Genomic DNA, 23255 nt, shown 5'->3' with positions numbered 1-23255 from the left:
AACTTGATAAAACGAGTGACCCCTATTTTTATCGGCAACTATGAAGCCTTTTTTAACTGTAGCAAAAAAATTAATAACGTACTGAAATTTATGGTGCTTAGGAGGAAAATTTTGAGAAATAAATTATAAAGCGATAGATAAAGAAAATAGCGCCGAAGCACTATTTTTTTATCTTATCTTTGCCAGTCGTCTTTTCATTACTTGGCAAACGGTGATGTATTGCTGACTTAATCAGCATATACCCAGAAATGGGGGCAGTGAGCAGCAAAAATATCGAAATCAATATTTCCTTCACACTTACGCCGTCAGTTGTGGTACTGAAATACACCATTGCCGAGGTCAATAAGCAGGCCATTCCAAGCGTTGTCGCTTTTGTAGGACCGTGGAGGCGCATAAAAAAGTCAGGCATTTTCACAAGGCCAATAGAGCCTATCAATACAAACGCACCACCTAACAGTAATAAAATCGAAATTATCCATTCTGACATATCGCTCTCCTACTCTATGATGTCGCCGCGTAGCAAATACTTACATACCGCAACCGTACTTACAAAGCCAAGCATCGCTATTAATAATGCAGCTTCAAAGTACAATGCTGTCCCCATACTCATTCCGTATAGAATAATAAGGGCAATGGTATTTATGTACATGGTATCCAGCGCTAAAATTCTATCTGGAATTGAAGGCCCGACAACTAAACGCCACAGGTTTAACAAAAGTGATACACCTATCATCGCAAAGACAATAAGAATTACAGTTTCTAGCATTCAAAAATCTCCTTCAATGGCGCTTCATAACGAGATTTAATAGTCTCAATCAATGCTTTCTCATCCGTAAGATCTAACACATGGATCAGTAAGTATTTACGTTCTGGTTTTTCGCCACTTTTTACCGACTCGGGCCAAGGGTATACCTCGGCACTTACGGTACCAGGAGTTAACGATACCGTGCTGGCTAAAATAGTAATTGGCATAGCTTGATCTATATCGAGCGGCACCAACACAAAACCGGGGCGTAATTTTTTCGTAGGTCCTAAGATCTTTATCGCCACCTCAACGTTGGCGGTAATAATATCGTAAAGCACCAACAACAAATGAGTAAGCGCACGCCATGGCTTAATGATCAGTGGTTGCTTAGTCCTAAACCGATAGGTAATAAGCGGGATCACAATAGCTAGAATGGTCGCGAGAATAAGATGCCCAGCTGACACGCTATTATTCAGCAACAACCACACAGTAAATAATAATAAGCTGCGAAATGGCGTTGGTAGCCATTTAAACTTTGCTTCTAAACGCATCTATTTCGCTCCTTTTAACACTGCATTAGTCATGCTAGAAAAGTCGTGCAAAGAGTCGGCTGCCGACAATGCGTAATCAGTCAATGGGCCGGCGAAAATCACCATTAACGGCGCACAAATTATCAAGGTCAGGATTGCGATAATTTGGGCTGGATGCGCTTTTTCTGCCGATTGTGTATCGACCTTACCGGTATGATGCCAAAACACGGTACTTCCGGCTTTTGAAACGCTAACCAGTACCGCTAAGCTTACCAACAAATATACCGCCCAAAACCAGTATGTATGACTCGACTCAATAGTCGACTTTAAGATCCATACCTTGCCAATAAAACCAGATAACGGTGGCATACCAATCACAGTAATTGCGGCAATTGCAAACATGATCCCAAGTAACATAGGTTGAACCACTGGACGACCCGCAGTGATCCTGTCAGCAACTTTGCCCCTTTGTTTCCCCACTAAATCAGCGAGTAAGAACAATGCAGCTGACACTAATGTCGAGTGCACTAAATAGTAAATGGCTGCAGCACTGCTATTTACCGTTTGGACGGCGACTAATGCCACTAAGGTACCAACCGACACCACCACTAAATTTGCAGACAGCTTGCGCAAATCTTGACTAGCAAGCACACCAATTCCACCCATGACGATAGTCGCCAGTGCAAGCCACCATAGCCACTCTTGTGCCATATGACTTAATTCACCAGCTTGGTCGCCAAAAATCAGCGTATAAACGCGCATCATCGAATACACACCCACTTTAGTCATGATTGCAAATAAAGCAGCAACAACAGGTAACGCGGTTGCATAGGTGTTTGGTAGCCAAAGGTGAAGCGGTAGCAAGGCACCTTTTAGTGCAAATACAACCAATAATAACAAGCCACCAATCTTAGCAAGATAAACATCGTCTCCTTGTAAGAACGTGATCTTATACGCCATATCCGCCATGTTTAGAGTACCAAGCACACCGTACAAGATACCCAATGCAATCAAAAATACCGACGAACCCACTAGGTTTAGGATCACATATTGCAGTGACGCACGGGTATTATGCTTATCACCACCATGCATTAACAGCGCATAAGATGCTATCAACAAAATCTCAAAGAATACAAATAGGTTGAACGCGTCACCAGTTAAAAAGGCACCGTTTACCCCCATCACCAAAAAGTGCAGTAGCGGATGGAAGAAGCTTCCTCTTTCGTCATCTCCAGCACAGCTATACAGCGAGCACACAAAACACAACAAAGCGGTTAAGCTGACTAACAAAGTAGAAAGTTGATCAGCAACTAGCACAATGCCAAACGGTGCTTGCCAGTTACCAATCGCATAAACTTGAATGCCAGACTGCTGAACATGTAGTAAAAGTGAGGCACAAGCTGCAAACGTAATCAGCGACATAAGTACAGAGACTTTACGCCTAATCGCTAGGTTTTTCCCGCACGGTGGCATCAGCAGGATCACCCCTGCCAACATAGGTAATAAAATAGGCAAAGAAGTCAAATGTTGGATCATGCTTTACCCTTTTTGTCAGGAACAATACCATTTACATGGTCGTTACCCAAATCTGAACGACCGCGGATAGCTAATATCACAACAAATGCCGTCATCGCGAATCCGATAACAATAGCCGTCAATACCAAAGCTTGCGGCAGTGGATCTGCATACTCACTGCTATAACCGAGCACGGCAGCTTTGTTTAAGGTCAATCTACCCGATGCGAACAAAAACAAGTTAACCGCATAAGACAACATAGTTAAACCAAGAACAACAGGGAATGTTCTTGCTCGTAGAATCAAAAATACGCCACAGGCTACTAGTAAGCCTACGCACGATGCATAAAGCAATTCCATTAAATATTCACCTCTTCTTTGGGCGCATTTGCCGTTACTTTACCTAGGCTCGCCAAAATCATCAGCGTTGCACCTACCACGGTGATATAAACACCAAGGTCGAATGCAATGGCACTTGCCAACTCAGTTTTACCTACCAATGGGATATCAAAATAATCAAACCATGAGGTTAAGAATGGTTTGCCGAAGAACCAACTACCTACACCAGTTGCCAGAGAAATAGCGATACCCGTTGCGATAATCTTGCGGTAATTGACATCAAAGCGCTCTGCAATCCAATTCGAACCATGAGCAATGTATTGTAAAATAAAGGCTATTGCCGTGATTAGACCTGCGATAAATCCACCACCTGGAAGATTGTGGCCACGCAAGAAAATATAAACCGAAACCAACAACGCCAAAGGCAATAAGCTTTGCGAAATACTTGCTAGCAGTAGTGGATATCTCTCTTTCGCCCAAGGTCTTCCTTCACTATCACTACCAGGCATAAATAGTGGTAAGTTAATGAGCAACTTATAAATTCCAAGCGCCGCAATACCCAAAACGGTAATTTCACCTAGCGTATCAAAACCACGGAAATCTACTAAGATAACGTTAACAACATTCGTCCCGCCACCGCCAACCTTGGCATTTGCAATAAAGAACTCAGAAATACTGTCTAGTGGTCTTGTGATTAAGGCGTAACTAATACTTCCGATGATCACACCAATTGCTGAAGCAATACCAATATCACGTAGTACGCGAATAGAACTTGATTCCTTCGGCGTTCTTTGCGGTAAGAAGAATAACGCAAGCATTAACAGGATAATGGTTACAACTTCTACCGTTAACTGAGTAAGCGCCAGATCCGGTGCTGAAAAGCGTGTGAAAGCAACCGACACCATGAGACCAACAACCGAAATCATCAGCAGTGCAACCATACGAGTACGATGCCAAATAACCGTACCAATTGCCCCAATCATTAATAAGCCAGCCCCGATACCGTTATGCACATCAATTGGCGTCGGCTCTAAATTACCCACTAACTGTGACATTTCAAACAGTGGCCAACCAGCACTCACCAACACAACAATAAACATCAGCATTAGATAACGCTGTAACGAACCATTTTCTATTGCGTTTACACGCGCGCGACTCCAAGACACTATGTTGTACATAGTGCGTTCAAAGGTTTTCTTTGCGTTCATTGGCGGTAATGAAGCTTGGAATTGGAATAGATATTTGCGCTGAGTATAAATTAATAAACCACCACATACCGCAAGGCCACTCATAAGCAGTGGTAAGTTAAAGCCATGCCAAATAGCAACCTCAAAGGTTGGCGCAGCCTCCCCTAATACCGCACTTGATGCTGTTTTTAACATGCCATCAACGATAAAGTTAGGGAACATGCCCACTATCAAACATAAAGCGACCAAGATTTCGATTGGAAAACGCATATAGCGTGGTGCTTCGTGTGGCTCCTTAGGCAAGTCAATTGGATCTCCGTTGAAGAATACGTCATGAATAAATCGCGCCGAATACGCTACAGAGAATGCACCGGCGATTGTCGCCAAAATTGGAATTAGCCATGACATAGAGCCCAGAAGTTGCTGGTGTAGCGTCTCGGCAAAGAACATTTCTTTAGACAAGAAACCATTAAGTAGCGGCACCCCTGCCATCGCAGAAGCGGCAACCATCGCAAGCGTTGCGGTATAGGGCATAAAACGCCACATACCGTTGAGCTTACGCATATCACGAGTGCCCGTTTCATGGTCGATGATCCCCGTCGCCATAAATAAAGAGGCCTTAAACGTTGCGTGGTTAATAATATGGAAAACCGCCGCAACAGTCGCAAGTTCAGTGTCCAGACCAAGTAATAAAGTAATCAGGCCTAAATGACTGATCGTTGAAAACGCCAGAAGGCCTTTTAGATCATGTTTAAATAGCGCAATATAGGCACCAACGAGCAGCGTTGCTAAGCCAGTTAAACCTACGAGGATAAACCACAGCTCTGTACCCGCTAGCGCAGGATAAAAGCGTGCCAGTAAGAATATCCCAGCTTTCACCATAGTCGCAGAATGCAAGTACGCACTTACAGGCGTTGGTGCAGCCATCGCGTGCGGTAACCAGAAATGGAATGGGAATTGCGCAGACTTAGTAAATGCGCCCAGTAGCACAAGGATTAACGCCACTTCATACAATGCATGAGATTGAATAAGCTCACGACTCGATAAAATCACATCGAGGTTATAACTGCCAACAATATCTCCTATCAACATCAAGCCAGCGAGCAGCGCTAAGCCGCCACCGCCTGTGATAGCAAGTGCCATTTTCGCCCCTTTGCGGGCTTCTGACTTATGCCACCAATAGCTAATAAGCAAAAATGAACTAATACTGGTAAGCTCCCAGAATAGCCACAGCTGTAATACGTTATTAGACATAACGATACCAAGCATAGCGGTCATAAAGAGCATTAAGTAGGCATAAAGTTTAGGCATGGAATCATTGGGACTAAGGTAGTATCTGGCATAGAAGATAACCAACATACCAATGCCCAAGATCATGAAAACGAACAGCAACGCAAGACCATCCAGTCTAAACGCGATGTTAATATCTAGAAGCGGAACCCATTCAAATGTGTACCGAATAGTCTCTCCTGCAAAAACGGCAGGGGCGAGATCAACAGCAAGTAAAATTGCCACTGCTGGCGCTACTAAGGTTATAGCAGTCGACTGATTACGGGAAAGCTTTCCCGTAAATGCAGAGATAAAACTGCCAATTAAGGATAGCAAGGGTATCCAAAATAAAGTCATAGATGAAACCTTTTATTTGCGTCGTTATGGCTCGTTTAGATTAATGCGACAATCCCCCTTCCAGTTGGAGCGATCGGTACACATTAACCACACGTACATGAACCCTGTTATACTTGATTAGTGTTTGAGTTGTCTAGAGTTTCACTTTCTAGCTGATGCTATTTTAGCCAACCTTAACAAACTATTCAGAATAAGTTCAAAACTATTCAGCCGAATTAACCGCTATTTTATCTTCTAAACGTCTTGAATTCAGTACAGTTAACCACCTTTTACGGTAATTTTCATCTAACTTAATTGATTGATATTCCAGCAAAGAGTGACTGTTTGAGGGTTTATATGAGGGAAGTTTACCTAACTCACAGGTACGACTCGGCGCCCAATTGTTCGGCGCTTGGTCACCAACGTAAAGATTTGGTGCCTTTTGCCCTGAAGTCGCGCAAAGCCACTTTGCTTTTTTAGCTGGTATTGGGTACTCATCTTCAAAGCCACTAAAATGCATAAGCTCATGTATCAGCGTATTGTAAGTGCTGGAGGCGCTCAAAGTCATGTGCCTGCCACTGACATTAGCAAGCCCTTCTGCTGCCATGAATACGAGGTGATCATATTTCGACAAGCTCTGCTCGTGTTGTAAGTCGCATACAGCAAAACCTCTTTGCGTCTTACAACTGAGTTTATTCGCCGCATATATCGGCGTAGATAAGCAATATGTGCCTTTGCCCGGTTCTGGCTGTCGCTCATAGGCATTCTTAAGCGCTTGCAAATGCTGCAAACCATCTAAATCACTGGCAATTAGTGCAAGATTAAACTGACAGGATACGCTTGAATGCTGACGCTCTGAGAGAGTATAAAACTGTCCTAAGTAAGGATTATTCAAAAATGTCGTTACAGCCTTTCCTTGCCACACCGCGAGCAGTGAAGTGAGTTCTGAGTTTAACGCGTAACGCTTTGAAAGTGCATAAAGCAAATGATATTGGCCAAGTGATATTAACTGCTCGGACACTTGCTGGCGCTGTTGACGATTTAAACGGGGCCAAGCATCAAGTAAAAGCAGCTTAGTGCTACTTTCCTCTTGAGCACTCAAACTACGCTGTAAGCGTTCAAACTCCCATTTTGGTTGCTGTAAGCCTGCAATGGCTTTTACTAATTGTGCACTTGCTTGTGAGGGTAACACCTCAAGCTCTGGTGCAATGGCAAAATAGCTATTTGGATTAGCGACGACAAGTGCTGATTTTTGCGCGATAGAGAGATGTGCATAATTAGGGCTGCTTGAAATCAGCAGCCCTATAAGCATAAAAATAAACAGGTGTTTAGCTCGCGTCTTGTTCGTCATTCAACTGGGCAAGTAAATCAAGCTCAAGACGCGCGTATTTATGTTCTACAAACTCATATACATTAGTTGCCAGCGCGAGCTTAAAATAGCTAATAGCAGAAGCTAAATCGCCTTGAACCTGATACCGCTTAGCCAGATAAAAATAGGCTTCACAAAGACGCTGCGCGTATTCTTCTTGGGTGCTCACCCCCTCAGAGATCTGTGCTAGAAACTCTTCTTCGGATAGTGTGCCCAAATACAGTGCAACTAGTTGAGAGGACCACTCTTCAGGATCTAAAGCTTGACTATTTGCCGCTAGTGTTTGTTTAGCAAGTACACCGTCTACTTGCTGCTGAGCAATATACAGCCACATGGCGCGGTACGCATCTTTTGGAGCGCGCGCCAAAAAGGCTTCAAAATCTTTTACAGCTAAATCAGCTCGCTCGCCGTAATACAATGCGATGCCACGATTTAAATAGGCATATTCATGTTGCTCGTCAAGCTCTAGAACGGCATCAAACATTTCATATGCCCGGCCATAGTTTTGCTCTAACGTTTGATGAATACCAAGAAAGTTATAAACTTCCGCGAGATCTGGTTTAATTTTTACGGCACGATTGAAATCAATGCGAGCAAGAGTTTGTAAGCCAATGCTATCGTACAACATGCCACGATTGTATAGCAGTTGTGCGCGTTGTTCATTTGCCATATCTGGTTGCAAGAGTAACTCGTTAAATCGAGCAATGGCAATCTCATTACGGAAATTGGCTTGAAGTGGTACTGCAAGCGGAACATTTACAATGTTTTTAGTGGCCTCTGGCTGCGTGCTTTTACATCCTACCAACCCCATTAGCACTAATGGCACAACTATTTTCGCTAACTTCATTTCCTTCCTCATTCAATGGCATTTGCCCGTTTAGAGTCTTTGCACAGGTATACCAACAATCTGATTATTTACTAAAACTTTGCCTAGTTCTCTATTGACCAGATAAACTCAGTTTTGTTTCATCATTTTGAGTCAAACAGCATTAAAGCATAAAAAAAGGGGCTATTCAGCCCCTTTACACTTCTATTCTATGCAAAGCCTTGCAGAGATTACTCAGCACCCTCTTCTTTAGGCTGCTCAGCTTTTTTCTCTAAAGCTTCTTTGATACTTAAGCGAACACGGCCTTGGCGGTCAACTTCAAGTACTTTAACTTTAACTTCTTGACCAACAGATAGGTGATCTGAAACGTTATTTACACGCTCTTCACTGATTTGTGAGATGTGCACTAGGCCATCTTTACCAGGTAGTACGTTTACAAACGCACCGAAGTCTACGATACGGATAACTTTACCAGTGTAAAGCGTACCAACTTCAAGCTCTGCTGTAAGCGCTTCGATACGTGAAATAGCAGCTTGTGCACTATTACCATTCGTTGCAGCGATCTTGATAGTACCGTCATCTTCAATTTCAATCGTTGTATCTGTTTCTTCAGTAAGCTGACGAATTGTTGCACCACCTTTACCGATAACTTCAGCAATCTTCTTCGCAGGGATCTTCATCGTGTAGATACGTGGAGCGAACTCAGATAGCTCTTCAGAAGGCGCAGAAATCGCTTGGTCCATCACACTTAGGATGTGTAGACGCGCAGCTTTCGCTTGGCGAAGCGCGATCTGCATGATTTCTTTGGTGATACCTTCAATCTTGATATCCATTTGTAGTGCAGTTACACCGTTTGCTGTACCCGCTACTTTGAAGTCCATATCACCTAAGTGATCTTCGTCACCAAGGATGTCAGAAAGTACGACGAAATCTTCGCCTTCTTTCACTAGACCCATCGCGATACCAGCAACTGACGCTTTAACTGGAACACCAGCGTTCATTAGCGCAAGTGAAGTACCACATACTGATGCCATTGAAGATGAACCGTTTGATTCAGTGATCTCAGATACTACACGTACTGAATATGGGAATTCAGCCAGTGTTGGCATTACTGCCGCAATACCACGCTTAGCTAGGTTACCGTGGCCGATTTCACGACGCTTAGGAGACCCTACAAAACCCGTTTCACCTACACAGAATGGAGGGAAGTTATAGTGAAGCATAAAGTGATGCTTGTGAGTACCAGTTAGGTCGTCTAGCATCTGCGCGTCACGCTCAGTACCAAGGGTTGCTGTTACAAGTGCCTGAGTTTCACCACGAGTAAAGATTGCAGAACCGTGAGTACGTGGCAGTACACCCGTCATCACGTCTAGCGCACGAACCATATCTGGTTCACGACCGTCGATACGTTTTTCGCCAGCAATGATGCGGCTACGTACAATTTTCTTCTCAAGTGAGCTGAATTCTTTACCTACCACTTGCTCATCTAGTGACTCGCCTTCGGCAACTTCAGCGCCTAATTTTTCAATGACTTCTGCTTTTGCTTCAGAAAGTGCTTCTTTACGTGCAACTTTGTCAGTAATACGGTAAGCATCACCTACTTTTTGCTCTGCAATTGCAGCTACTTTTTCAGCTAGGGTTAAATCTTTTTCAGGTGCAGTCCAATCCCATGCTGCTTTACCAGCTTCAGCGCGGAATTCTTCGATTGCTTTGATGATAGCTTGTGATTGCTCATGACCGTATACAACAGCGCCAAGCATTTCTTCTTCAGTTAACACTTCAGCTTCTGATTCAACCATTAGTACTGCGTTTTCAGTACCTGCAACAACCAAGTCAAGCTTACTTGTCTCTAGCTCTTTAAGAGTTGGGTTTAGTACATATTGACCGTCGATGAAACCAACGCGCGCTGCACCTAGAGGGCCATTGAATGGAATACCTGAGATAGCTAGTGCAGCTGAAGTACCAATCAAAGCAACGATATCAGGTTGGATCTCTGGATTTACAGAAACCACTGTCGCGATAACCTGAACTTCGTTTACGAAGCCGTCTGGGAATAGAGGACGAATTGGACGGTCGATAAGACGAGCTGTTAATGTCTCACCGTCTGAAGGACGACCTTCACGCTTCAAGAAACCACCAGGGATACGACCCGCAGCGTACATTTTTTCTTGGTAGTTAACCGTTAGTGGGAAAAAGTCTTGGCCAGGAGCCGCTTCTCTTCTTCCTACAACAGTCACAAGTACCGAAGTATCACCAATGCTTGCAAGTACTGCGCCGTCAGCTTGACGTGCTATAGCACCTGTCTCTAGAGTCACCGTGTGTTGACCTAGTTGAAATTCTTTAATAATTGCTTGCACAATATTTTCCTTACTAAATTGTTTTCAACGCCAACGGGGACCAATCACAGTCTTAAATAAACTCATCATAATTTACTTAAGCACTACAATTGGAAATCCAATTGACGCTCGTTTAAAAGTATTTTTAAACGGCTGTAAGTATACTGATAGAACAGCCACAAAAAAAGGGGCTAATTAGCCCCTTTTTTACTGTTGGATAAATTTCCAACAAGAAATCAAAAATATTAGCGACGTAGGCCAAGCTCTTTGATTAGTGCAGCATAACGGTCAACGCTCTTGCCTTTTAGGTAGTCAAGAAGGTTACGACGTTGGCTAACTTTACGTAGAAGACCACGACGAGAGTGGAAATCTTGCTTGTGGTTAGCGAAGTGACCTTGTAGCTTGTTGATGTCAGCAGTTAGAAGTGCAACTTGTACTTCTGGTGAACCTGTATCACCTTCTGCACGTGCGAACTTTGCTACGATTTCTGCTTTTTCTTGATTGCTTAGTGACATAATAACTCCAAAATAAGTTTAGTAATGCTTCAGCCGATCACTAATTCAGCCAAAGCGGAAGCTGGCGGATTATACCAGCATAAACTCCCCTTGCATAGGAAGATTTTATTGTGATTCTGGCTGAGCGGAAGATAGCGCGCGTTTAGCTTTCAATAACCCTTGTGGATTACGCTCGCCAATCCCAACAAACTTGCCATCAGCAACCACTTTAACAATACCGTCTGGTAAATTTTCGACGGCAACGGTTTGCCCGTGACCAAAAGCAACACCTTGCTCAGCGCTAATATCAACAACGCTCAAGTCGACCAAAGCGGTATCCATCGGCAACAATAATTCATCAAGATAAGTCGAAGGCGCAACTTCTTCCGCTTTTGCTTTCTCAAGTAACGCTTCTAGCTCGACTAAGGTAATCATTTTGTCGCTAGGATAATGACCAACCTCACTACGGTGTAACATAATAACATGCGCACCACAGCCAAGTTTTTCCCCCAAATCATCGACTATCGTACGAATATAAGTGCCTTTAGAGACATGTACTGTCATTTGAATTTGTTGAGTTTGCTCGTCGTATTCATCTAACGTAATACGATAGACATTAATCTTGCGGCATTTTCGCGGTACTTCGATACCTTCTCGGGCATACTTGTATAGCGGTTGGCCCTGATATTTGAGCGCCGAATACATCGAAGGGTACTGATCAGACTCCCCCAAGAAACTGGCAATTTCTCGTTCTAGCTGCTCAAGTGTTACATTTACTGGTCGCGTTTCAACTATTTCACCATCAGAATCTGATGTCGTCGTGCGCTCACCCAGCTGTGCTCTCACCACGTAGGTTTTATCGGTATCAAGCAAAAACTGGGTAAACTTAGTCGCTTCACCAAAGCAAATTGGCAACATACCTGTTGCCAGCGGATCCAAAGCACCAGTGTGGCCCGCTTTTTGAGCGAAATAAATGCCCTTTGCTTGCTGCAGTGCTTTGTTAGAAGAAATACCTTGCGGTTTATTTAATAACAGAATGCCGTCGATCGCACGGCCTTTGGTGCGACGCGCCATTACTCTTCCTCTTGGTCTTTATCTCCAGACTCAGGACCGCGCTTTGCGTTGTCTTCTCTGATCACAGAGTCAACCAAGTTAGAAATACGCATACCTTCCATTAGGGAGTTATCAATAACAAATTTAAGCTCAGGCATGATACGCGCACGAATACGCTTGCCAAGAAGCGAGCGAATATAACCGGTTGCTTCATTCAGAATAGCCGCACTTTGCTTAGTTTTGTCTTCATCATTGGTATTCAACACAGTAATGAATACTTTTGCATAGGAAAGATCACGTGATACCTCAACAGCTGACACTGTTACCATACCCAATCTAGGATCTTTAATTTCGCGCTGTAGGATCACCGCAATTTCTTTTTGAATTTGCTGTGCTACACGATCTGTACGAGAAAATTCTCTCATTTTCACCACTTAAAATTTCAAAATCTATGAGATCACAAATGGGGGCTAGTGCCCCCATCTCAAGTATTTTAACAACTTACAATTAAAGCGTACGCTCAACCTGTACAGTTTCAAATACTTCGATTTGGTCACCGACTTTAACGTCGTTGTAGTTCTTAACGCCGATACCACATTCCATACCGCTACGAACTTCAGCAACGTCATCTTTAAAGCGACGTAGTGATTCAAGCTCACCTTCGTAGATAACCACGTTATCACGAAGTACGCGGATTGGCGCGCTACGTTTAACCACACCTTCAGTTACCATACAACCTGCAACAGCGCCGATCTTAGGTGACTTGAACACGTCACGAACTTCAGCAAGACCAATGATCTCTTGCTTAAATTCTGGTGCAAGCATACCTGTCATTGCTTGTTTTACTTCTTCGATTAGGTTGTAGATAACGCTGTAGTAACGTAAGTCTAGGTTCTCAGTATCAATAACTTTACGAGCAGAAGCGTCCGCACGTACGTTAAAGCCAACCATAATAGCGTTAGAAGCCGCTGCAAGGGTTGCATCTGTTTCAGTGATACCACCAACACCAGAACCGACGATCTTCACTTTCACTTCATCTGTAGACAGTTTAGTCAATGAATCAGCGATTGCTTCGATAGAACCTTGAACGTCTGCTTTCAGTACGATGTTCACTTCAGATACGTCGCCTTCAGTCATGTTAGAGAACATGTTCTCAAGCTTCGCTTTCTGCTGGCGAGCGAGCTTCACTTCGCGGAACTTACCTTGACGATATAGTGCCACTTCACGTGCTTTACGCTCATCACGAACTACTGTCGCTTCGTCACCAGCAGCTGGTACGCCAGAAAGACCTAAGATCTCTACAGGAATTGAAGGACCCGCTGATTTGATGTCTTTACCGTTTTCGTCTTTCATCGCGCGAACACGACCATATTCAAGACCGCAAAGTACGATATCACCTTGGTTTAGGGTACCTGATTGAACAAGTACAGAAGCGATAGGACCACGACCTTTATCAAGACGAGACTCGATTACCACACCAGACGCCATACCTTCTTTAGAAGCTTGTAATTCTAATAGCTCAGATTGCATTAGGATAGCTTCTAGTAGCTCGTCAATACCAAGACCAGTCTTAGCTGAGATGTGAACAAACTGCGTTTCACCACCCCAGTCTTCTGGGATTACGTCTAGTTGAGCAAGCTCATTCTTAACGCGGTCAGGGTCAATACCCTCTTTATCCATCTTGTTCACGGCAACGATAAGTGGTACTTCGGCCGCTTTGGCGTGCTGTACCGCTTCTTTCGTCTGAGGCATTACACCATCATCTGCAGCAACAACTAGTACAACGATATCGGTTGCTTTCGCACCACGAGCACGCATTGACGTAAACGCCGCGTGTCCAGGAGTATCTAGGAAAGTGACCATGCCACTGTCTGTCTCAACATGGTATGCACCGATATGCTGAGTAATACCACCGGCCTCGCCGTCAGCAACTTTCGCTTTACGAATGTAGTCAAGTGTTGAGGTTTTACCGTGGTCAACGTGACCCATTACTGTCACTACTGGCGCACGTGGTTCAAGAGACCCCTCTTCACTGCGGTCACTTAGCACTTTTTCTTCCAGTTCATTTTCTTTTACTAGAACAACTTTATGACCCATTTCTTCAGCGACTAGCTGCGCAGTTTCTTGATCGATAACTTGGTTAATCGTAACCATGTCACCCATCTTCATCATGGTCTTAACAACTTCCGCACCTTTCACTGCCATACGAGAAGCAAGTTCTGCAACAGTGATAGTTTCACTGATACGTACTTCTTGTTTCACTTCGGCTGCAGGTTTTTGGAAACCGTGCTGTAACGAAGTTGGCGCTTTTAAGCGACCTTTTTTACCTTTCAGCTTCCTCGCATTCGCTTCTGCTGCTTCATCTTTTGCTGACTTTTTCTTCTTCTTACGACGTGCGCTTTTCTCTTCACGTGCGTCAGATTCATCTTCAGCTTCACGTGCGTAAGTTGAAGTTGTCAGGTGATGATCGGCATTTTCTTCACGACGAAGACGCTCTTCCTCTTCCGCCTTCCAACGTGCTTCGTTTTCTTCAGCTAGACGACGAGCTTCTTCCGCTTGACGTTTTGCTTCTTCTTCTGCCTTTTTCAGGGCTGCCGCTTCTGCTTCTTGACGCAGACGCTCAGCTTCTTGACGTTCTTTAATTTGTTGCGCGCTATCCACTTCTTTACTCTGCTTATCTTTGGCTTGACGTTCAGCATCCGCTTGTCGCTTCGCCTCTTCTTTAGCTTTGCGCTCGGCTTCCTCGTTGGCCTTGCGTTCCGCTTCTTCGCGCGCATTGCGCTCAGCTTCTTCTTTGGCCTGTTGCTCTGCTTGTTGCTGAGCCATTAACTCTGCTTCTTTGCGCGCAGCTTCCTCTGCAGCTAAGCGTTCTTGCTCTTTCTGCTGCTCGATTGCGCTCTTTTTAACGTAAGTGCGCTTCTTACGGACTTCTACAGATACAGACTTTGCTTTACCAGACGAGTTAACACTCAATGTGCTTTTACTCTTACGCTGTAGAGTCATACGCTCAGGACCGGTTGAACCAGTGCCACCGTGTTGCTTGCTCAAGTGATCAAGCAACGTCGCCTTTTCGGATTCAGTAACTTGGTCGCCCTCGGCTTTGGTGATCCCTGCATCTTTTAACTGTTGTAGTAATTTATCAACAGTTGTACCAATACTCTCGGCTAGTTTGTTAATGCTCACTTCTGCCATACGTGATGTTACCTCCGTTAATAAATTACTCTTCGCTGAACCAGCAAATGTTACGTGCAGCCATGATCAACTCACCAGCTTGCTCTTCAGATAACTCAGAAATTTCGACTAAGTCATCAATACCTTGCTCAGCAAGATCTTCAAGTGTAACGATACCTTTGCTAGCAAAAACAAAAGCAGTGTGACGCTCAAGTCCTTCCAGTGCTAGTAGGTCTTCTGCAGGCTCTGCATTTTCAAGACTTTCTTCATCGCGAAGCGCTTTCGTAGTCAATGCATCTTTTGCACGATTACGTAGCTCTTCAACTGTTTCTTCGTCTAGACCGTCAATTTCTAAAAATTCAGCTACTGGTACATAAGCAACCTCTTCAAGTGAAGAGAAACCTTCGTTGATCAGTAACGTTGCAAAATCATCGTCGATGTCTAGATTTTCAGTGAATAGATTAACCAGTTTATCTGATTCTTCCGCGCTCTTACGCTCCATCTCTTCCACTGTCATTACATTTAGTTCCCAACCAGTAAGTTGGCTAGCTAAGCGTACGTTTTGACCATTACGACCAATCGCTTGCGCTAGATTGTCAGCTTCAACTGCAATTTCCATCGTACGCGTATCTTCATCCATTACGATTGAAGCTACTTCAGCCGGTGCCATTGCGTTGATTACGAACTGTGCTGGGTTATCATCGTAAAGTACGATGTCAACACGTTCACCGCCAAGCTCTGAAGAGACTGCTTGTACACGTGCGCCACGCATACCAACACACGCACCTACAGGATCGATTCGCTTGTCGTTTGATTTTACAGCGATTTTAGCACGAGAACCAGGGTCACGTGCAGCGCCTCTTAGTTCAATCATTTCTTCGCCGATTTCAGGAACTTCAATACGGAACAGTTCCATCAACATTTCTGGCTTAGAACGCGTAACAAATAGCTGTGCACCACGTGCTTCAGGCTTCACTTCATACAGCAGACCTCGTACACGGTCACCTGGACGGAAGCTTTCGCGTGGTAGCATGTCTTCACGGTAAATTACCGCTTCAGCATTGTTACCAAGGTCGATAACGATAGCGTCACGCGTTGCCTTTTTAACAACACCTGTCACTAGCTCGCCTTTTTGATCTTTATATGCATCAACAACTAATGCGCGCTCAGCTTCTCGTACTTTTTGTACAATTACCTGCTTCGCCATTTGTGTCGTGATACGGTCAAATTTAATTGATTCGATCTGTTCTTCGACGTAATCACCTAATTGAATATCCGGCTCATCAACTTGCGCCGCTTCAAACGTAATTTCCGCATACGGATTTTCTAGTGAACCATCTTCTTGTGGCTCAACCGCTTTCCAACGACGAAAAGTATCGTACTCGCCCGTTTTACGGTCGATAGTAACGCGTACTTCGATTTCACCGTCGTGCTTCTTTTTTGTTGCTGTCGCTAGTGCGAACTCTAATGCTTCAAAAATCTTTTCTCTTGGGACCGCTTTTTCATTGGAAACAGCTTCTGCCACCAATAATATTTCTTTTGCCATAGGTAATGCCTCGCTTGCCCTTGTCCTTCGCACTCAAAGTTAGAATTTTGCGATGATATTGGCACGTTCAATGTTACTCAACATCAAGATAAAATCCTGACTGTCAACTTTCAACGTGATCATATCGCCATTAACTGCTACTAAGTCGCCTTTAAAATTACGGCGACCTTCTTGCGGAAGTTTAGTACGCAAACGTACTTCCTCTCCCACTGCTGCTTCATAGTGAGCTTGTTTGAATAATGGTCTGTCAACACCAGGAGAAGATACTTCCAAACTATATTCGTTCGTAATCGGGTCTTCGACATCTAAAATTGCACTAACTTGACGACTCACTTCCGCACAGTCATCTACATTAATGCCGTTTTCATGATCGATATATACACGAAGTGTAGAATGACGACCAGCTTGCACAAACTCAAGACCGAGTAATTCAAAGCCACACGCAGCAACTGCAGGCTCCAACATTTCAGTCAAATCTTGCTCGAGTTTTGACACAGAACTCCTCCATACAAACAAAAAAAGGGCCTAAAGCCCCAAATCATAGCTGCTTGATCTTGGGCTCAGAATACACCTTGCGCCAGATACAACAACGCCCCGAACCAAGCGGGGCGTCACACGAATAACAAACTGTGTGGCCAAAGGCCGTGCTTGGTTTGCGAGCTATCTCAGCCAAATTAATCATCAACTTAAACAAAAAAGCTGATGCTTAAACGCAAAACGCGCATTACAAGGAATGCGCGAAATCAAAGAACTCAATCTTTAACTTGGTTGCGGGAGCCGGATTTGAACCGACGACCTTCGGGTTATGAGCCCGACGAGCTACCAGGCTGCTCCATCCCGCGCCAACACATAAAATTGTTTTACTTCTACTTTTCAAAGAAGTGGCAATCAGATTTGGACCGACGACCTTCGGCTCTTTACAAAATTAAGCGCCCGACCATCTATCAAGCAACTCCATTCCACACCGAAACATAAAATTGTTTTACTTCTACTTTTCAAAGAAGTGGTATCTTAAAAATACCATTTTACTGAGCAATGCATCGCTCATGCTTAAAGACAATTATACTGAAAAACAAAAGTCTCAGGCCTATTGCCTAAATATGCTGCGTATTATAAAGACAGTATGCCTAGATAGCAACCTTGATTTAGAACTATCTTCTGGTGTTTCAGTTCATTGTTGAGGTGCAATCCGGCATTTTACTTTTCATTTATCACACCATCGCACCCAACTCATCGGTCCAGTTTGATTTTGACACTGCTTTATGTAACAAAAAATAAACTCCTGATCCATAATTGAATGCAATAAAATTAACTTCCTCATTGATTAAACTAAGATTTAAGCAAGGGAGCCTTATCGATAGTAAGGCAAGAGCTTTACTATTTAATTATCTTAAAAACAATTTTTAACGTAATAAATGATAGGTTTGCTCCTTCAAGTCGAACAAGCTATTAATTGAAGCTGAAGTAGGAACAAAATGATGAAAGAAAGGAAAACCAAATGAAAGCAGCTATAAAATCAAGCTTATTACCAGCATTATCTTTATTTAGCTTTGAAGCATTTGCGACTCAATGTGAATCGGCAGGACCACAAACACCGAGAGATATTGATAGTTTGCAGGGTCACAACAAACGGGTTTTTGCTATGGCTCCACCAAAAGAAAAACTCAACCTATGTAACATTCACTTTCATAAAAATGCGGAACATAAAGCCAAAGACTTCTCTGTCGTTTCCAATGACCCGAAGTATGGTGGATTCCAATGTAATGCAACTGCAAGCCTCACACCTGCGGAGCTTGCTCCTGTAGAAGATAAAGTATGTAACAACGTAAAGCCCGGCGATACAATTGAAGTACACTGGGTTCATAGCTCTTGTGATGTAAAACCTGGGCCGACACTTGGCGCTTGCTTGAACGACAGCTGTGCCAACCCCGATCTACGCGTTGAAACTCAGGTATTTTTGGTGGTTAATGATAAAAATGCGCAAGACTTCACTGCGCTTGATTATCAAGGGCAAGTTGGCGGCTACCATCAAGCAGGTGCTCTACCAAGTAATACAGGCACGCCGGTTGAGTTTCTAGGTTCAACCACAGGACCTAGCTATAACAACCAACAGTGTTCACCTTTACAGGTAAGCTGGAGCGTACGCCCAAGCTGTGCCAAGGTTGATATAAATAGTCTCGCACGTTGGTGTAATGACAATGCTTTTGAAGAGGACCATGCGCATGGCATTCGCAAACTTGTGACAGATCCACGGTTACTTTCTCCAATTACGCACTAATATTTTTAAATGAACGTGGGCCGTTGCTCAATATCGGCCTACTATAGCTGGCTTCAGCATATTGAAATTCAATTAATTATTGCAATGTAAGAAAACTCTCACAAAAAAATATTAAAAAGTCTCGCATTTAAAAAAAACAGCTATACTCAAGCTTAGGCAATTTGTTTTCTTGAGCAAAGGATCCGCTCTTCACCAGTTTGAAGAGGCGTCTATGAGCATAACTCCCTATCAATATCAACTTTTAACTCAAACGCTAGCGAGTATTCGCCCGAATTTCCACGGCTTTTGCACCTCTTGGTATAACCAGATCCAACATTACGATTTACGTATGCAAATACCAACAAGCGTTGGACAAATTATAATCTGGGAACATCAGATATTCGATTTTGTACAAAATTGCGTAATGCGGATTCCGCAACAATCCAACTTATTGCTTTATCTGCAAAAGCAACGAGAAACACTTTTATTTATGGGTACGACAGAAAGAGATATCAGTGTCTTACTATTCACATTTACCGCAACATTGAAGAGCCACCTGGGCAGGCACTTTACCAGTGCCGCAAAGAATGCTTGGAATAAAGCGTTGCTACTTATAGAGAATATGCTTCGTTTTGAGTTATTCAAAAAGACAAATGTTATTGGCCTGCAGGAATTTAAAAAAGCACAACAGCAAGTGAACTAACTGAGCTTCTAGTCATAATTAGACAACTGCAAACACTAAAAGCCAAAGTCTTGCTGAGCTTGCAAGTCCAAACTCTGCGTGACTTCTGGCTCTTAGCTTATTAGACTTTCATAAAATTTTTATATAGGAAGTGATAAAATGCTAAGAGCGATTGCCTTTGCGTCTACTATTGTTGTCTCACTCACCGCATGCGATATGCTGGAAGATTCTAAAGCCCAAATCGAGGCGCAATACTTGTCTGAACATCAAGAGCTACAGCAAGTGGTTGAACAGATCCGTGATAAAGGAATTGAGTCAGTACAAGCATCAGCAAAGGCAGGTAGTGTTGCAGCTTGTGTAGCAAACAATCTTGACGCCGACCCGATGGGGGCACTTATTACCGTTGAAGGGGCATTGCAAGACAGTGCAAATCTAAGCGACCTACTCAACTCTATTTCTCGCCTCAGTCAGCAGGAAATTTCCATCGAACAATTTCCTGATTTACTTCAGCAAGGTGCTGATACCGTTAGATATTTAAGAACCCTGCTCGAGCAGTACGATTTGGCTGAGCTAAAACAGCAAGCGAGCAACTTACTTGAACAAGGCCAAACCAAAACACAAGACGTTGGTGCTCACTTGCGGACACTTATCGAATCTTGCCAAACTAACTGAGCAATTTAGCTGATTGTTACGTATAGAGTCTTATTCGTTCATGACTGTTAAGAATAAACGTGAAAGTAGGACTCTATTTATTTGAAAACGACTGTCGCCTTAGTGATAATCCCGCACTTACAAAGCTGGCGTCTCTAGTCGACACACTTATCTGCATTTATCTACCCAGTGTAAACCTATGGACGGCTCGCAAAGCACAGTGTTCAACTTCTTTTGCTGTCGAATGTTATCGCAATCAGACGCTCAACGCCTTGCATCAATCACTAACGTCACAACAACAGAAGCTGTATATACTACGTGACACAACTCACCTCAAAGCACTGACCGAGATTATTCATACACAGCAGATAACTCATATTGGCCGCGCAGCTCATCCAGGATTCGATGAACAAAAACTTTGGTTAAAGTTACAAGACAAGTTTCCGCATATTCAATATATTAGCGCTTATTCTAGTACGCTATTTGAACCAGAGATATTACCACTCAAAATCAGTGAGCTGCCACCTAGTTTTACGCCATTTAGAAAAGCAGTTGAGGAAATTGAACCTAATCCACCTATTGCAACCGCTATACTTCCACCAAGGCCAAACCAGGTTGCTGATTTAACCGAATTCAAAGCAAATGTTCCATACAGTGTCAAAGTGCCAGCGGGTGAAGCACAAGCACAACAGCAGCTACAACAATATTTTCAAACGGATGCAGCGCTTACATACAAAGAAACCAGAAACGCCTTGTTCGGTGAGCATTTTTCCACTCGCTTTAGCCCGATACTCGCCTTTGGCGCTATCAGCCCTAAACAGATCAAGCAAGCACTTACTCAATTTGAGCAGCAAAGAGGCGCAAATGAGTCAACCTACTGGATTTGGTTTGAGCTTCTGTGGCGTGAGTACTTTCATTGGTATGCATTCAAACATCAACAGAAGCTATTTTACTTTTCAGGCGTCAAAGCCAAAACACCAAAAACCAGTTTCTATCCAGAGCGCTTTTTAAAGTGGTGCCAAGGTCAAACGCCCAGCGCACTAGTCAATGCTATTATGCACGAATTAACTAAAACTGGCTGGATTTCCAACAGAGCGAGACAAATAGCTGCGAGCTACTTTGTAAACGAGCTACAACTAGATTGGCGCTGTGGTGCTGCTTTTTTTGAGCAACATCTTATCGATTATGACGTCGCGGCAAACTGGGGAAATTGGCAGTATATCGCGGGCGTTGGGGCTGACCCTCGAGGCGGTCGCCATTTTAATATCAAAAAACAGCAAGAGCTATTTGACCCAGACAGCAAATATATAAAACTATGGCAAGGAGACGCCTCCTCACAACTAGATAGCTATGATTACGTTGGCTGGCCTTTGGAGAATAATGAATGACACAGCAAAAGCATCAGTACAAAGCCATCAGATTGATTCTTGGCGATCAACTCAACGCCAAACACAGTTGGTTTTCTGACGATAAAGCCGAGTATCTATATTTGATAGCAGAGCTCAAGCAAGAAGCTAACTACACCAAACATCACATACAAAAGGTATGCGCATTCTTCAAAGCCATGAAAAATTTCGCTATTGCTCTGGATACAGCAGGATTCAATGTGCTTCACCTTACACTTGATGAGACTCAGGACTATTCAGATCTTCCCGCTTTAATTACTGATTTATGTGATAAGTATCAAGTATCAAACTTCGACTATCAGCGACCTGACGAGTATCGCTTACTCAAGCAAATGACGGAGTTGAGATTAGACCATTTACAAGTTCGCTGCTTTGACACTGAGCATTTTCTAGTTCCATATGAAGAGCTGGATGACTATTTAACCCCAGGAAAACACACCACAATGGAGTTTTTCTATCGCAAGCTGAGGCGACGTTTTAATATATTGACGGAAGATGGAGAACCCGTTGGCAAACAATGGAACTTCGACAGCCAAAACCGTAACAAGCTCAAACCAAAAGATATCGACGCTATTCCACAACCACTTTGTTTTGCCAACGATGTTAGTGACATTTTAAAGCGGATTGAACACCATAAAGTGAAGACTATTGGTAACACTAAAAATGAACTGCTTTGGCCGACTACACGCGCTCAAGCCCAAGAACTTTTATGCTATTTTTGTGAGCACCTGCTGCCTTCATTCGGTCAATTTCAAGATTCAATGACCTGCAAAAGCGACGATAAATGGTCGCTGTATCACTCACGGCTCTCTTTTGCGCTCAACACAAAGATGCTCCACCCTAAACATGTTATTGATAGCGCGATCGCAGCTTACGAAAACAACTCACAAATTGATATCGCCCAGATTGAGGGGTTTGTTCGGCAAATATTGGGCTGGCGAGAATATATTCGAGCCGTTTACTGGCTCAATATGCCTGACTACCGCCATAAAAATTACTTGCTCGCTCAGCGCAACTTGCCAAGTTACTTTTGGCACGGAAAAACGAAGATGCGTTGCCTAAGTGAAGCCATCACTCAAAGCCTAGATTATGCCTACGCCCATCATATTCAAAGATTAATGGTCACAGGAAACTTTTGCCTGTTAACCGGAATTCACCCAGATCAAGTGGATGAGTGGTATTTAGGTATATACATCGACGCCATTGAATGGGTGGAAATGCCGAACACAAGAGGTATGACACAATTTGCTGATCACGGCATAGTAGCAACCAAACCTTATGCTGCAAGTGGTAACTACATGCAAAAAATGAGTGATTATTGTCAGCATTGCCACTACGACGTCAAACAAAAATCGGCGGACGATGCTTGCCCGCTTAACAGCCTTTATTGGCATTTTATGCACCGCCATGAAGACAAATTTGCCAATAACCATCGTATTGGCATGATCTATCGAAATTGGCAAAAACAAGATGAGAAAACACAGCAAGAAATACTTACAAGAGCACAGTGGTGTCTAGATAACATTGAGCAGCTTTAGGCTGCG

Annotated in this window: 20 protein-coding genes and 1 tRNA gene; 5 read left to right on the top strand and 16 right to left on the bottom strand. The window is 43.5% G+C overall.

What is annotated here, in order from left to right; genetic code table 11:
• Nucleotides 1-160 precede the first annotated feature (160 nt).
• The 16 genes from CWC29_RS03710 to CWC29_RS03635 form a co-directional block, all read right to left on the bottom strand.
• Nucleotides 161-487 (bottom strand): Na+/H+ antiporter subunit G, encoded by a 327-nt coding sequence (locus tag CWC29_RS03710; protein WP_010370840.1) that lies wholly within the window; start codon nt 485-487, stop codon nt 161-163.
• A 9-nt stretch (nt 488-496) separates the two neighbouring features.
• Complete coding sequence (locus tag CWC29_RS03705; protein ID WP_010370838.1) at nt 497-766, bottom strand: K+/H+ antiporter subunit F; 270 nt, start codon at nt 764-766, stop codon at nt 497-499.
• Nucleotides 760-1296 carry a Na+/H+ antiporter subunit E gene (locus CWC29_RS03700; RefSeq protein ID WP_128725532.1) on the bottom strand — a complete coding sequence of 179 codons (537 nt, stop codon included), beginning with the start codon at nt 1294-1296 and terminating at the stop codon, nt 760-762. Before CWC29_RS03700 ends, CWC29_RS03705 begins: the two co-directional genes overlap by 7 nt.
• Nucleotides 1297-2811, bottom strand: a complete 1515-nt coding sequence (locus CWC29_RS03695; RefSeq protein WP_138524692.1) for a monovalent cation/H+ antiporter subunit D — start codon at nt 2809-2811, stop codon at nt 1297-1299.
• The gene (locus tag CWC29_RS03690; RefSeq protein ID WP_010370832.1) at nt 2808-3149 is read right to left on the bottom strand and encodes a Na+/H+ antiporter subunit C; all 342 of its coding nucleotides are present in this window, start codon (nt 3147-3149) and stop codon (nt 2808-2810) included. The genes CWC29_RS03695 and CWC29_RS03690 overlap by 4 nt, the downstream gene beginning before the upstream one ends.
• Nucleotides 3149-5941 (bottom strand): monovalent cation/H+ antiporter subunit A, encoded by a 2793-nt coding sequence (locus CWC29_RS03685; RefSeq protein ID WP_138524690.1) that lies wholly within the window; start codon nt 5939-5941, stop codon nt 3149-3151. The genes CWC29_RS03690 and CWC29_RS03685 overlap by 1 nt, the downstream gene beginning before the upstream one ends.
• A 202-nt stretch (nt 5942-6143) precedes the next feature.
• A complete protein-coding gene (locus tag CWC29_RS03680) occupies nt 6144-7271 on the bottom strand; it encodes a hypothetical protein (RefSeq protein WP_138524688.1) in 1128 nt (375 codons plus the stop codon).
• Nucleotides 7249-8136, bottom strand: coding sequence for a lipoprotein NlpI (gene nlpI, locus CWC29_RS03675; RefSeq protein WP_128725529.1), 888 nt, complete (start codon nt 8134-8136; stop codon nt 7249-7251). The genes CWC29_RS03680 and nlpI overlap by 23 nt, the downstream gene beginning before the upstream one ends.
• Before the next feature lie 209 nt (nt 8137-8345).
• Nucleotides 8346-10472 (bottom strand): polyribonucleotide nucleotidyltransferase, encoded by a 2127-nt coding sequence (pnp, locus tag CWC29_RS03670; protein WP_128725528.1) that lies wholly within the window; start codon nt 10470-10472, stop codon nt 8346-8348.
• A gap of 224 nt (nt 10473-10696) precedes the next feature.
• Nucleotides 10697-10966, bottom strand: coding sequence for a 30S ribosomal protein S15 (gene rpsO, locus CWC29_RS03665; protein WP_010370825.1), 270 nt, complete (start codon nt 10964-10966; stop codon nt 10697-10699).
• Between the two features lie 105 nt (nt 10967-11071).
• Entirely contained in the window at nt 11072-12019 is a 948-nt protein-coding gene (truB, locus tag CWC29_RS03660) for a tRNA pseudouridine(55) synthase TruB (protein WP_138524686.1), read from the bottom strand.
• A complete protein-coding gene (gene rbfA, locus CWC29_RS03655) occupies nt 12019-12423 on the bottom strand; it encodes a 30S ribosome-binding factor RbfA (protein ID WP_128725526.1) in 405 nt (134 codons plus the stop codon). The genes truB and rbfA overlap by 1 nt, the downstream gene beginning before the upstream one ends.
• 82 nt (nt 12424-12505) lie before the next feature.
• A complete protein-coding gene (gene infB / locus CWC29_RS03650; protein WP_128725525.1) occupies nt 12506-15190 on the bottom strand; it encodes a translation initiation factor IF-2 in 2685 nt (894 codons plus the stop codon).
• 25 nt (nt 15191-15215) lie between these two features.
• The gene (gene nusA / locus CWC29_RS03645; protein ID WP_128725524.1) at nt 15216-16715 is read right to left on the bottom strand and encodes a transcription termination factor NusA; all 1500 of its coding nucleotides are present in this window, start codon (nt 16713-16715) and stop codon (nt 15216-15218) included.
• Nucleotides 16716-16754: 39 nt separating this feature from the next.
• Nucleotides 16755-17210, bottom strand: coding sequence for a ribosome maturation factor RimP (gene rimP / locus CWC29_RS03640; RefSeq protein WP_088531273.1), 456 nt, complete (start codon nt 17208-17210; stop codon nt 16755-16757).
• Between the two features lie 270 nt (nt 17211-17480).
• Nucleotides 17481-17557, bottom strand: a tRNA-Met gene (locus tag CWC29_RS03635).
• A 656-nt stretch (nt 17558-18213) separates the two neighbouring features.
• Here CWC29_RS03635 and CWC29_RS03630 point away from each other — a divergent pair.
• From CWC29_RS03630 to CWC29_RS03610, 5 genes are all read left to right on the top strand, one after another.
• Entirely contained in the window at nt 18214-18993 is a 780-nt protein-coding gene (locus CWC29_RS03630; RefSeq protein WP_138522430.1) for a delta-class carbonic anhydrase, read from the top strand.
• Between the two features lie 211 nt (nt 18994-19204).
• Entirely contained in the window at nt 19205-19675 is a 471-nt protein-coding gene (locus CWC29_RS03625; protein WP_128725522.1) for a globin family protein, read from the top strand.
• 138 nt (nt 19676-19813) lie between these two features.
• Nucleotides 19814-20326, top strand: a complete 513-nt coding sequence (locus CWC29_RS03620; RefSeq protein WP_128725521.1) for a hypothetical protein — start codon at nt 19814-19816, stop codon at nt 20324-20326.
• Nucleotides 20327-20385: 59 nt separating this feature from the next.
• Nucleotides 20386-21693 carry a DASH family cryptochrome gene (locus tag CWC29_RS03615; protein ID WP_138522428.1) on the top strand — a complete coding sequence of 436 codons (1308 nt, stop codon included), beginning with the start codon at nt 20386-20388 and terminating at the stop codon, nt 21691-21693.
• Entirely contained in the window at nt 21690-23249 is a 1560-nt protein-coding gene (locus CWC29_RS03610; protein WP_138522426.1) for a cryptochrome/photolyase family protein, read from the top strand. Before CWC29_RS03615 ends, CWC29_RS03610 begins: the two co-directional genes overlap by 4 nt.
• The last annotated feature ends 6 nt before the right edge of the window (nt 23250-23255 follow it).

The organism is Pseudoalteromonas galatheae, from assembly GCF_005886105.2.
Classification (GTDB): domain Bacteria; phylum Pseudomonadota; class Gammaproteobacteria; order Enterobacterales; family Alteromonadaceae; genus Pseudoalteromonas; species Pseudoalteromonas galatheae.
This window is presented reverse-complemented; position numbering and strand designations above follow the sequence as displayed.

Excerpts from the sequence above, each read along its gene's own strand:
- CWC29_RS03710 (WP_010370840.1), bottom strand. The coding sequence starts at position 487 with ATGTCAGAATGGATAATTTCGATTTTATTACTGTTAGGTGGTGCGTTT.
- CWC29_RS03705 (WP_010370838.1), bottom strand. The coding sequence starts at position 766 with ATGCTAGAAACTGTAATTCTTATTGTCTTTGCGATGATAGGTGTATCA.
- CWC29_RS03700 (WP_128725532.1), bottom strand. The coding sequence starts at position 1,296 with ATGCGTTTAGAAGCAAAGTTTAAATGGCTACCAACGCCATTTCGCAGC.
- CWC29_RS03695 (WP_138524692.1), bottom strand. The coding sequence starts at position 2,811 with ATGATCCAACATTTGACTTCTTTGCCTATTTTATTACCTATGTTGGCA.
- CWC29_RS03690 (WP_010370832.1), bottom strand. The coding sequence starts at position 3,149 with ATGGAATTGCTTTATGCATCGTGCGTAGGCTTACTAGTAGCCTGTGGC.
- CWC29_RS03685 (WP_138524690.1), bottom strand. The coding sequence starts at position 5,941 with ATGACTTTATTTTGGATACCCTTGCTATCCTTAATTGGCAGTTTTATC.
- CWC29_RS03680 (WP_138524688.1), bottom strand. The coding sequence starts at position 7,271 with ATGACGAACAAGACGCGAGCTAAACACCTGTTTATTTTTATGCTTATA.
- nlpI (WP_128725529.1), bottom strand. The coding sequence starts at position 8,136 with ATGAAGTTAGCGAAAATAGTTGTGCCATTAGTGCTAATGGGGTTGGTA.
- rpsO (WP_010370825.1), bottom strand. The coding sequence starts at position 10,966 with ATGTCACTAAGCAATCAAGAAAAAGCAGAAATCGTAGCAAAGTTCGCA.
- truB (WP_138524686.1), bottom strand. The coding sequence starts at position 12,019 with ATGGCGCGTCGCACCAAAGGCCGTGCGATCGACGGCATTCTGTTATTA.
- rbfA (WP_128725526.1), bottom strand. The coding sequence starts at position 12,423 with ATGAGAGAATTTTCTCGTACAGATCGTGTAGCACAGCAAATTCAAAAA.
- infB (WP_128725525.1), bottom strand. The coding sequence starts at position 15,190 with ATGGCAGAAGTGAGCATTAACAAACTAGCCGAGAGTATTGGTACAACT.
- nusA (WP_128725524.1), bottom strand. The coding sequence starts at position 16,715 with ATGGCAAAAGAAATATTATTGGTGGCAGAAGCTGTTTCCAATGAAAAA.
- CWC29_RS03630 (WP_138522430.1), top strand. The coding sequence starts at position 18,214 with ATGAAAGCAGCTATAAAATCAAGCTTATTACCAGCATTATCTTTATTT.
- CWC29_RS03625 (WP_128725522.1), top strand. The coding sequence starts at position 19,205 with ATGAGCATAACTCCCTATCAATATCAACTTTTAACTCAAACGCTAGCG.
- CWC29_RS03620 (WP_128725521.1), top strand. The coding sequence starts at position 19,814 with ATGCTAAGAGCGATTGCCTTTGCGTCTACTATTGTTGTCTCACTCACC.
- CWC29_RS03610 (WP_138522426.1), top strand. The coding sequence starts at position 21,690 with ATGACACAGCAAAAGCATCAGTACAAAGCCATCAGATTGATTCTTGGC.